Here is a 9,854-nt window from a genome sequence, read left to right as displayed (position 1 = left end):
GGGTGGGGTGCCGAGACCGCTCAGTGAACTCACTCCGAGCCGGCCGGCGAGCACCGGCACCTGATCCGGCTCGACCACGAAGATCACTTCGCGGGGGCGGATCGGGCGGAGCAGGAGCAGCGCGGCGAGGGTGATCAGCAGGATCCCGCCGGTCAGCAAGCCCCAGGTGGCCGGGGCGACCCACCCGGCACGCAGCTCGGCGCGCAGGTCAAGACCCAGGTCGGTCCCGCCGTCGGGGCGCATCAGCACCAGGCTCAGCCGGCGTCCGGCCAGGTCGGCGGGGCTCCATTCGAGCACGCCGTTTCCGGCGCGCACCCAGAAGGTCTGGGCGGCGGGGGCGGCCGGGACTGTCGGCGGTGCGCCTGCCGCAGGGGTGACCTGTTCCAGCCGGACCGGCAGCGCTCCCCTGGCCAGCGCCACCCGCTGGACCACGGCGCGTGGTGCCGCGCCCAGCCACCGCTGGACCTCGTCGGCCGGGGCCAGCCCGACGAAGGCCGGCCCGTCGGGCGTACGAGCATCCAGTCGGAATCGGGCCGGTCCGCCACCGGCGAACGGCACTTCCCGGCGTACCAGCGCGTCGAGGTCGGTGACCACCACGGCGTGTCCTGGCGTCCGTACGCTCTCGATGTGTGCGGTGAAAACCCCGTCGGGGGCGGCGCGGCCGGTCGTCAGGCCGAGCGCGGCGGCGCCGGCAAGCGCGGTAGTGCCGACAGCCAGCAGCAGCATTCCGACGAGCGCCCACACGAAACGCATCCGCCCTGTCCCCCTCCGTAGCCAGACACCCGGCCGACCTTACCGACGACCCGGCGCTGAACAGCGGATATCCACGGCGAGGGAGGGGAAAAAACGGGCAGGCCCGCCGGGCAGCTTCCCGGCGGGCCCACGAGGCGGTGAGGGTCAGGACGTGGTCGGGGTGGCGGCGTCGGTCCGGGCGGCGGTGTCGTTCTCCCGGCGGGTACGGGTGAAGGCCAACCCGCCCAGCACCAGCCCGCCGAGGCCGGCGACCAGGCCGGCCACGCCGAGCCCGACGGCCAGTCCGTTGTCGCCGTCGTCGTCGCTGCTCTCGGCGGCGTTGCCCGCCGGGGCGGGTGACTGTGCGGGCGATTCTTCCGGCGCGGCAGCGGTGAGGGTGAGCACCGGCGCGGGCGCGGCCGGCTCCTCACCGCCCGGCTCTGGCGGGTCGATCCAGCGCACCACGGCACCGTCGGAGTAGGTCTGGAGCGCCTTGAAGACCATCTGATCCACCTCGGGCAGCGGGCCCACGGAGATCGGGAACTCCTGGAAGGTGCCCGGGGCGATCACCGCGTCGGCGCTGGCCGTCCAGGTGACCTTGGCGACCACCTCGGAGATCTCGGCACCGTGCACCTGCACCGGCGGATCGATCTTGCGCTTCTCCACCGCCACCGTCCAGCCCGGCACCGGCATGGTCGAGACCGAGCCGACCGGGGCGTCCTCGGGCAGGAAGACCTCCAGCTTGGTGGTCGACGCCTCGTCGCTCTCGTTCGGCACCCGGAACGCGAACCGGCCGTAGCCGCCCTGGGTCGCCTCGCTCGGGTTCACCGACACGTGGGCCGACGCCGGGGGCACGAAGCCGAGCACGGCCATGGCGACGGCGCCGAACGTCAGGGCGGCGGCGGCGCCTGCGGTACGCCGTTGACGGATCATGGATGGGACCTTCCTATCGGATGGGCACGGTGACGGTCACCGTCGCCTGGTCGATCTCGGTGGTACGGGCGGTGATCCGCAGCTGCCACTCCCCTGCCGCCGGCAGGTTGATCTCTCCGGTGGCGTGATTGTCGGTGAGCGGCAGCAGCGGCATCTCGATCGCTTCGATCCCGGCCGACGGTAGCGCCACGGTGGCCTTCCACTCCACGACCGGCAGCGGTCGGTTGTCGAGGGTGTACGCGTAGAAGTGCACCGAGTTGTTGCCGCGCCGGGCCGGGACCGCCTCGACCCGCATGGAGTAGAGCGAACTGTCGGCCGTGGCGCTGAAGGCGTCGGTCCCGGTGGCGGCCACGTCGGACGAGGCGGTGCGGGCGGGGGTGGTCTGCACCAGGGTCGCCGACACACCGAGCACGATCGCGGTGATCGCCAGCTCCGCCCAGATCGCCCGGCGTACCGGCGCGGGACGGCTGGCCGCGATCCGCTTGCGTACCAGCTGGCGGGAGTACGCGGCCACCCCGATCACCAGCGCGAAGAGGCCCGCCTTGGCGAGCACCAGCCGCCCGTAGGTGGTGCCGACCAGGGCCGCCGGGGTGGCCACCTCGATCAGCGCCTGCACGATGCCGGCCAGCAGCAGCGCCGACACGGCCAGGGCTGCCCACCGCGACCAGATCGGCAGGATCGCGCCCAGTTCCCGCTCGTTCGCCCGGGGCAGCAGGAACACCGCGAGCATCACCAGCCCACCCAGCCAGACCGCCATGCCACCCAGGTGCACCGCGTCGACGAGCACCGACACGGCCGGGGCGGGTGAGGCCGCCGGGTGCCCGGCCATCGGCCAGGTGAGCAACGCGCCCGCGCCGAGCACACCGAGGATCACCAGGTCGGTGCGGCTCACCGGCCCGGCCAGCAGGGGCCGCAGCAGCACCGCAGCCGCGGCCAGCAGCCCCAGCCGGATCAGGTGCGCGGCACCGAAGACACTGCCCAGCACCAGGCTGAGCCCCTCGCCGGTGATGTCGAAGGGGCCGCCACCGTTGGTGTACGGCACCTGCAACAGCGTGACCGCGACCGTGGCGAGCGCCACCAGCCCGAGGCCGGTCCAGGCCAGGCGGGCCGGCCCGCGCCGGGACAGCCGCCGCGGCCAGAGCAGGGCGAGCACCAGCGCCGGGCCGATCAGCAGCAGCAGTCCGGCGTACCCGACGAACTTGGCGACCTTTATCGCGGTGCTGACCGTCGGGTCGGCCCGGCCGTCGTCGCCGCTGTCCACCGGCGGCTCGGAGGGTGCGCCCACCGAATAGGTGAACGCCCCGGAGACCGGGTGGCTGTCGGCCGAGATGACCCGGTAGGTGACCAGGTAGGTGCCGTTGGGGCCGGACGGGTCGACCGGGATGGTGACCACGCTGTCGCTGAAGGCGGGGTCGCCCCGGTCCGCGCGGGAACCGTCCGGCGCGATGACCCGGATCCGGTCCGGCACCTTGCGGACCGGTTCGCTGAAGGTGAGCACCACCTCGCTGGGGGCGGTGGACACCACTGTCGAGGCGGCGGGACTGCTGCTGGCCAGCACGGCGTGGGCGCTGGCCGGGCCGGCCGGGGCGAGCAGCAGGGCGACGACGGTGACCAGCAGACCGACGGCGGCGGTCAGCCGGGCCGGACGGCGGCGGAGGGCGGCAGTCATGACCGCCATGCTCGCCGAAAACACCCCCGGAAGGCGAGCCATCGTCGGCTGCGAATGGCAAAGACCGCCCGCGCCGCGCGCGGACACGCGCGCGGGCGCCGGGTCGGGGGTCATGGGCGGATAGTCGGTCGGTACGCCGGAAAAGTTCCCGACGTGTCGCAGGCCATGGAAGGGTCGAAGGACCCTGCTGCTCAGCACGGCGCAGCGTAACCTGAGTTGTCGTGATCCCCGCTCCGCGCGACACCTCCGCCACCGCCGACCCGACGGAGGCCGACGACGGCACGCCGGAGCCCATCGAGCCGGCCGGTGTCGAGGTCACCCGGTGGGCGTTGGCTGCTCGGGACGGCGACCCGGCCGCCCAGGCCGCGTTCGTCCGGGCCACCCAGGTCGAGGTGTGGCGGTTCGCCGCGGCCCTCGTCGATCCGGACAGCGCCGACGATCTGACCCAGGAAACGTATCTGCGGGCGTTGCGGGCGCTACCCGCCTTCGAGGGGCGCTCCAGCGCGCGTACCTGGCTGCTCGGCATCGCCCGACGGACCTGCGCCGACCATCTGCGTACGGTGGTCCGGCGGCGCCGCCTCGACCAGCGGCTCACCGCGCACGCGCACACCGACCTGCCGCACCCCGACCCGGCCGGGCACCTCGGCACCGCCGACCTGGTCAGTCGGCTGCCGGCCGAGCGGCGGGGCGCGTTCGTGCTGACCCAGTTGCTGGGCCTGTCGTACGCCGAGGCGGCGGCGGTGGAGAAGGTGCCGGTGGGCACCATCCGTTCCCGGGTGGCCCGGGCCCGCGCCGACCTGGTCGACTCGATCGGTGAGGCGCTGGCGGGGTGAACGGCGGCTGGCTGCGCTGGGTCGGACTCGCCGTCCGGCTCGGACTGGCGGCCGTCTGGCTCTATGCGGGTGCCACGAAGGTCGGCGACCTGGCCGCTGCCGGCCGCTCCGTGCACGCGTACCAGGTCCTGCCGTACGAGGTGGCGACGGCGGTCGGCGCGGCGCTGCCCTTCGTCGAGCTGGCGTTGGGCGTACTGCTGCTGCTCGGGCTGGCCACCCGACTGGTCGCCGGGGTCTCCGCGGCGCTGTTGCTGGTGTTCATCGCCGGTATCGCCTCGGCCTGGTCGCGCGGCCTGGCGATCGACTGCGGCTGTTTCGGCACCGGCGGTGAGCTGCCGGCCGGGCAGCACCCCAGCTATCTCCCGGAGATTCTCCGGGATCTGGGCTTCCTGGCGTTGGCCGGGTTCCTGCTGATCTGGCCCCGCACGGCCGTCTCGGTGGACGGCGCGCTGACGGGCGAACCGGTGGAGGACGAGGATGAGTAGTCGCAAGGGACGTAAGGACGCGGCCCGGGTGGTCCGGCAGCAGCTGGCCGCCGAACGCCGCCGCAAGCGGACGCTGTGGATCTCGCTCGGTGCGGCGGTGGTGCTGGTCATCGCCGGCCTGATCGGCTGGAGCGTCTGGAAGAGCCAGAGTTCCGGCGAGTTCACCGCGCCGCCGGGCGCCAACGACGCCGGCACCGGCATCGTGGTCGGCTCCGGCCCGGTCACCGTCGACATCTACGAGGACTATCTCTGCCCGGCCTGCAAGCGGTTCGAGGAGACCAGCGGCGCCACCATCGACCAGCTGATCAGCGACGGCAAAGTGCGGGTGGTGTACCACCCGGTGGCCTACCTGAACCGCTTCTCCAGCACCGAGTACTCCACCCGGTCGTCGGCGGCGTCCGGCTGCGCCGCCGAGGGCGGCAAGTTCACCGAGTTCGGCAAGGCGTTGTTCGCGCAGCAGCCGCCGGAGAACGGGGCCCAGCTCAGCAACGACGAGCTGATCAACATCGGTGTCGAGGTCGGGCTGGACCGGGACGCCTTCGGCAGTTGCGTACGGGACGGGAAGTACACCTCGTGGACCCGGCACGTCACCGACGAGGCGGATCGCGCCAAGGTCACCGGCACGCCGACCATCATGGTCGACGGTAAGCAGGTGCAGGACTGGACGCCGGAGAACATCACCGCCGCGGTGGAGGCGGCCGGCCGGTGACCAGGCTCACCCGGGCCGGGCTGCTGCTCGCCGGCACCATCGCCGCGCTGCTCACCACCGCCGCCCCGGCCGCCGCGCACGGTGCGGACGCGCCGAACGGCAGCGACTACCGCACCGAGGTCACCGCCGTCACGCCGGCGGATGGGCAGCTGCGGGTGCGGGTGGTCGAGGCGGGTGCCCGGCTGGAGCTGACGAACACCGGCAGCGAGCCGGTCGAGGTGATCGGCTACTCGGGCGAGCCGTACCTGCGGGTGGGCCCGGACGGCGTGTTCGAGAACACCCGTTCGCCCGCGACGTACCTGAATCGGACCATCGCCGGCGACACAGTGCTGCCGGCCGAGGTCGATCCGGCCGCCGCGCCGAACTGGCGGCGGGTCGACGACGGCCCGACCGCCCGCTGGCACGACCAGCGGACGTTGTGGCGCGAGGCGGGACCGCCGGCCCAGGTTCGTGCCGCGCCCGACCGGGAGCACCGGGTACGCGACTGGGTGGTGCCGCTGCGCGCCGCGGACGGGCCACGGGAGATCCGGGGCACCCTGGACTGGGTGCCACCGCCGGATGCGTACGCCTGGTGGGTGGTGGTCACGCTCGGCGCGCTCGCGGTCGGTGCGGCAGGGCTGTTGCCGGCCGCCTCCCGACCCGGTCGGCGGGTGCTGGCCGGGCTGGGTGGGCTGCTGATCTGTGGTGGGCTGGCGGCCGTGCTGCTCACCGTCGGTCGGGTCCGCGACGCCGGTGCCGACGGGGTCGGCGCGGTGCTGGCGGGCCTGCTGACCGGCCCGGTGTGGCCGCTGCTGGCGGGACTGGCCGCGCTGGCGGCCGGCGGATGGGTGATTGCCGGCACCGCGCCGCGCCGGACGGCGGTGCCGGTGGCGGGTGCCACGCTGCGCCCGACGGCGACGGCGGCTGGTGCCCGCCTGCCGCACGGCGACTTCGCGCTGGCGATGGTCGGGGCGTGCCTGGCGCTGTTCGCCGGGGTGACGAACGCCGCCGTCTTCGGCAGGTCCGTGCCGCCGGTGCCGTGGCCGGCGACGGCCGCCCGGCTGCTGGTCGTGGTGGTCATGGTGGCCGGGGCCGGTGCGCTCGCCGCCGCCGTGCTGCGCCTGCACGCCGCCGGTCGGGCGGCCCGGCCCGCTCCGGCGGCTACGGCCGTGGACGCAGCGAGGGACTGAACGGGTACGGCAGTTCGAGGCGGTGCCGGGCGAGCAGTTGCTCGTCGTCGAGGATGGTGGCGGTCAGCCCGTCGGCCACGATCCGGCCACCGTCGAGGATCACCGAACGATCGCAGAGTTCGAACGCGTACGGCAGGTCGTGGGTGACCATCAGCAGGGTCACCGGCAGGGACCGCAGGATGGCGGCGAGTTCCCGCCGGGCCGCCGGGTCCAGGTTCGACGACGGCTCGTCGAGCACCAGGATCTCCGGACGCATGGCGAGCACGGTGGCCACCGCCACCCGGCGGCGCTGGCCGAAGGAGAGGTGGTGCGGGGCGCGGTCGCGGTGCTCGGACATGCCCACCGCGGCCAGCGCCTCGTCCACCCGGGCGGCGAGTTCAGGCCCGCGCAGCCCGAGGTTGGCCGGCCCGAACGCGACGTCCTCGGCGACGGTGGGCAGGAAGAGCTGATCGTCAGGATCCTGGAAGACGATGCCCACCCGCCGGCGGATCTCCCCCAGGGTGGCCCGGTCGGTGCTCACCGGCAGACCACCGACGGCGATGCTGCCCTCGGTGGCGGTGAGGATGCCGTTGAGGTGCAACACGAGCGTGGTCTTGCCGGCACCGTTCGGGCCGAGCAGGGCCACCCGCTCGCCCCGGGCCACGGTCAGGTCGACCCCGTGTAGGGCGACGTGACCGTCCGGGTAGGCGTAGCGGACGCCACGGACGTCGAGACTGGGCGCGGTCGACGGCACACCCGAAATCATGTCAGCAGCACAGCGGTGGCCGCGACGGTGCCCGCCAGCACCGGCACGGTGGCCGCGATCAGCCACTGCGCGGTGGTGGCCGCGCCCGCGGTCTGCCACACCGCAGGCATCCGGCCGGTGTAGCCGCGCGACAGCATCGCCAGGTAGACCCGTTCGCCCCGCTCGAAGGCGCGCAGGAAGAGGGCCCCGACGCCGACGGCGAAGCCGCGCAGCTGCCACAGGAACCGTGGATCGTCGCCCCGGGACAGCCGGGCCACCCGCATCCGGCGCGCCTCGCCGACGAGTACGTCCAGGTAGCGCAGCATGAAGGTGGCGATCTGGGTGAGGATCTGCGGGCAGCGCAACCGGTCCAGCCCGACGATCAGGTCCCGGGTGGTGGTGGTCGCGGCCAGCAGCAGCGACGCCCAGACACCCAGGGTGCCCTTGGCGAGGATGTTCCACGCGCCGTAGAGGCCCTCGACGGAGAGACTCAGGCCGAGCAGGTCCACCCGCTCGCCTGCGCCGAGGAACGGCAACGCGAAGGCGAAGAGCACGAACGGCAGCTCGATCGCCGATCGGGTGAGCAGCCACCCGGGACTCACCCGGGCCAGCCCGGCCACCACCGCGACCAGCACCGCGTACGCCCCGAAGGCCCAGATCGCCTCGCGCGGGGTGGCGACCACCGCGACGGTGAACGCCACCATCGCGGCGATCTTGACCTCCGGTGGCAGCCGGTGCACCGGCGAGCCGGACTCCCGGTACAGCACGTGTGCGTGTCCGGCCCCCATCGGTGCTATCCCTGGCTCGGCGCGGGTGCGTCCGGCCGGTCCGCCTCGTGCGACCCGGCCGGCGCGGGCACGGAGGTGTCCGACGGGGCCGCGTCGCGCGGCCCGGCCGGCGTTGGCGCGGGCCCGGTGCGGGGGCGGCGGAGCAGCCAGAACACGCCACCGGCCAGGGCGAAGGTGAGCAGGACACCCAGCACGCCGGAGAGTCCGGTGGAGAGGAACTCGTTGTCCAGGCCCGCGATGCCGTAGTCGGCGAGTGGCCCGCCGATCTCGTGTTCCTGCTCCTGCTGGGCCGGGCACCTGCCGCCGGTGATCTCACCGTCGACGTCGACGGTGCAGCCTTCCCGCAGCGACGAGTCCAGCCCGTCCGGGTGCGGTGAGGCGAAGTTGCTCACCACTCCGGCCAGCAGCAGAGCGACGAGCAGCCCACCGACGACGAAGCCCCATTTCCTCACCGGACACCTCCGACGGTCACGACGGTCGCCGGCGCGGCCGGCTTCAGGGCGCGCAGCGCGTACACCAGATCGGGTCGGACCTTCGCCACGGTGACCACCGTGGCGGCGGTGATCAGGCCCTCGCCGACGCCGATGAACAGGTGGAACACGGCCATCGTCCCGGCCAGCCCGGCCAGGTTGCCGCCGAGGTCGGCGGTGCCGCCGAGCCAGTACTGCAGCACGAAGCCCATCGCGCCGACGACCACGCTGACCAGCGCGGCGACGAAGGCGGTGACGGCCAACCCGGTGGGGGTACGCGGCAGCACCCGCAGCAGCAGCGCGATCAGCAGGTACCCCACCGCGACGGCGATCACGGCCATGTTGGTGATGCTGAGCCCGAGCATGGCCACGCCACCGTCGCCGAAGACGAGCGCCTGCACGACGAGCACCACCGCGATGCAGAGCGCGCCGACCCAGGGGCCGACGAGCATGGCGGCGAGTGCGCCGCCGAGCAGGTGGCCGCTGACCCCGGCGGTGAAGATCGGAAAGTTGAGCATCTGCACGGCGAAGATGAACGCCGCGACCAGGCCGGCCATCGGTGCGAGCCGGTCGTCCAGGTCCTGCCGGCCGCGCCGGACGCAGTACGCCATCGCCGCCAGCGCGATCACCGCGAAGAGCGCGGCGACCGGGCCGTTGATGATGCCGTTGGAGATGTGCATGGCCAGGGTTTCCACATGACCTCCCGTGCCGGTGGGCGCACGCTCGCCGGCACGGGTGAGCCTATTTCTCACCACAGGCTGTTGCCAATACCTGGCAACAGCCTGGCCGTGGCCGGGACGGGGGCGCGGCGTGCCAGCCGGGCCGGGCGGCGCGTGGCGGTAGGGTCGGGCCATGACCGCACCCGTGCGCCTCGCCCCCGGCGATCCGGCCCCCGAATTCACCCTGCCGACCGATGCCGGCGGGCAGCTCACCCTGGCCGACCTGCGCGGCCGCAAGGTCATCCTGTACGCGTACCCGGCCGCGATGACCCCCGGCTGCACCAAGCAGGCATGTGACTTCCGCGACTCGCTGGCCTCGCTCCAGGCCGCGGGCTACGAGGTGGTCGGCATCTCGCCGGACAAGCCGGAGAAGCTGGCGAAGTTCCGCGAGCACGACGCGATCACCTTCCCGCTGGTGGCCGACGCCGACAAGGCCGTGCTGACCGCCTACGGCGCGTACGGCGAGAAGCAGTCGTACGGTCGTACCGTCACCGGGGTGATCCGCTCGACGTTCGTCATCGACGAGGACGGCAAGATCGAGCGGGCGCTCTACAACGTCAAGGCCACCGGGCACGTCGCCAAGCTCCGCCGCGACCTCGGCCTGGACTGAGCCACCCGCGCCC

At 73.4% G+C, this 9,854-nt stretch carries 11 protein-coding genes and 1 pseudogene; 5 read left to right on the top strand and 7 right to left on the bottom strand.

Features of this window, described 5'->3' with window-relative positions; genetic code table 11:
* From C1I93_RS32695 to C1I93_RS24185, 3 genes and pseudogenes are all read right to left on the bottom strand, one after another.
* Positions 1-228, bottom strand: a pseudogene (locus C1I93_RS32695) (hypothetical protein); the annotation flags it as partial.
* Between the two features lie 669 nt (positions 229-897).
* Positions 898-1,665 (bottom strand): YcnI family copper-binding membrane protein, encoded by a 768-nt coding sequence (locus C1I93_RS24190; protein WP_111245587.1) that lies wholly within the window; start codon positions 1,663-1,665, stop codon positions 898-900.
* Between the two features lie 13 nt (positions 1,666-1,678).
* Positions 1,679-3,343 carry a copper resistance CopC/CopD family protein gene (locus C1I93_RS24185; protein WP_111245586.1) on the bottom strand — a complete coding sequence of 555 codons (1,665 nt, stop codon included), beginning with the start codon at positions 3,341-3,343 and terminating at the stop codon, positions 1,679-1,681.
* Between the two features lie 212 nt (positions 3,344-3,555).
* Here C1I93_RS24185 and C1I93_RS24180 point away from each other — a divergent pair, with 212 nt between their 5' ends.
* Genes C1I93_RS24180 through C1I93_RS24165 form a run of 4 tightly spaced genes read left to right on the top strand, consistent with a single transcriptional unit; the run spans position 3,556 to position 6,530 of the window.
* Positions 3,556-4,167 (top strand): sigma factor, encoded by a 612-nt coding sequence (locus tag C1I93_RS24180; RefSeq protein WP_111245585.1) that lies wholly within the window; start codon positions 3,556-3,558, stop codon positions 4,165-4,167.
* Positions 4,164-4,652: a MauE/DoxX family redox-associated membrane protein gene (locus C1I93_RS24175; RefSeq protein ID WP_111245584.1), complete on the top strand. Its 489-nt coding sequence runs from the start codon at positions 4,164-4,166 to the stop codon at positions 4,650-4,652. Before C1I93_RS24180 ends, C1I93_RS24175 begins: the two co-directional genes overlap by 4 nt.
* Positions 4,645-5,361 (top strand): DsbA family protein, encoded by a 717-nt coding sequence (locus tag C1I93_RS24170; protein WP_111245583.1) that lies wholly within the window; start codon positions 4,645-4,647, stop codon positions 5,359-5,361. The genes C1I93_RS24175 and C1I93_RS24170 overlap by 8 nt, the downstream gene beginning before the upstream one ends.
* A complete protein-coding gene (locus tag C1I93_RS24165) occupies positions 5,358-6,530 on the top strand; it encodes a hypothetical protein (protein WP_111245582.1) in 1,173 nt (390 codons plus the stop codon). The genes C1I93_RS24170 and C1I93_RS24165 overlap by 4 nt, the downstream gene beginning before the upstream one ends.
* On the opposite strand, the gene C1I93_RS24160 is transcribed toward C1I93_RS24165, so the two are convergent.
* From C1I93_RS24160 to C1I93_RS24145, 4 genes are read right to left on the bottom strand one after another with little or no spacing between them, the layout of a single operon-like run.
* Positions 6,502-7,275 carry an energy-coupling factor ABC transporter ATP-binding protein gene (locus tag C1I93_RS24160; protein ID WP_111245581.1) on the bottom strand — a complete coding sequence of 258 codons (774 nt, stop codon included), beginning with the start codon at positions 7,273-7,275 and terminating at the stop codon, positions 6,502-6,504. The genes C1I93_RS24165 and C1I93_RS24160 overlap by 29 nt on opposite strands.
* Complete coding sequence (gene cbiQ / locus C1I93_RS24155; RefSeq protein ID WP_111245580.1) at positions 7,272-8,042, bottom strand: cobalt ECF transporter T component CbiQ; 771 nt, start codon at positions 8,040-8,042, stop codon at positions 7,272-7,274. Before cbiQ ends, C1I93_RS24160 begins: the two co-directional genes overlap by 4 nt.
* Before the next feature lie 5 nt (positions 8,043-8,047).
* Positions 8,048-8,494, bottom strand: coding sequence for a PDGLE domain-containing protein (locus C1I93_RS24150; RefSeq protein ID WP_111245579.1), 447 nt, complete (start codon positions 8,492-8,494; stop codon positions 8,048-8,050).
* The gene (locus C1I93_RS24145) at positions 8,491-9,207 is read right to left on the bottom strand and encodes an energy-coupling factor ABC transporter permease (RefSeq protein ID WP_111245578.1); all 717 of its coding nucleotides are present in this window, start codon (positions 9,205-9,207) and stop codon (positions 8,491-8,493) included. The genes C1I93_RS24150 and C1I93_RS24145 overlap by 4 nt, the downstream gene beginning before the upstream one ends.
* A 157-nt stretch (positions 9,208-9,364) precedes the next feature.
* Here C1I93_RS24145 and bcp point away from each other — a divergent pair, with 157 nt between their 5' ends.
* Complete coding sequence (bcp, locus tag C1I93_RS24140; RefSeq protein ID WP_111245577.1) at positions 9,365-9,841, top strand: thioredoxin-dependent thiol peroxidase; 477 nt, start codon at positions 9,365-9,367, stop codon at positions 9,839-9,841.
* Positions 9,842-9,854: the final 13 nt, after the last annotated feature.

Source organism: Micromonospora endophytica (assembly GCF_003236305.1).
GTDB classification, from domain to species: Bacteria; Actinomycetota; Actinomycetes; order Mycobacteriales; family Micromonosporaceae; genus Micromonospora; species Micromonospora endophytica.
Note: the sequence above shows the minus strand (reverse complement) of the source record. Positions and strands in the feature narration are given on the sequence as shown.

What these genes read in the sequence shown, in the direction of transcription:
- C1I93_RS24160 (WP_111245581.1), bottom strand. Translation starts at nt 7,275, where the DNA reads ATGATTTCGGGTGTGCCGTCGACCGCGCCCAGTCTCGACGTCCGTGGC.
- C1I93_RS24190 (WP_111245587.1), bottom strand. Translation starts at nt 1,665, where the DNA reads ATGATCCGTCAACGGCGTACCGCAGGCGCCGCCGCCGCCCTGACGTTC.
- C1I93_RS24170 (WP_111245583.1), top strand. Translation starts at nt 4,645, where the DNA reads ATGAGTAGTCGCAAGGGACGTAAGGACGCGGCCCGGGTGGTCCGGCAG.
- bcp (WP_111245577.1), top strand. Translation starts at nt 9,365, where the DNA reads ATGACCGCACCCGTGCGCCTCGCCCCCGGCGATCCGGCCCCCGAATTC.
- cbiQ (WP_111245580.1), bottom strand. Translation starts at nt 8,042, where the DNA reads ATGGGGGCCGGACACGCACACGTGCTGTACCGGGAGTCCGGCTCGCCG.
- C1I93_RS24185 (WP_111245586.1), bottom strand. Translation starts at nt 3,343, where the DNA reads ATGGCGGTCATGACTGCCGCCCTCCGCCGCCGTCCGGCCCGGCTGACC.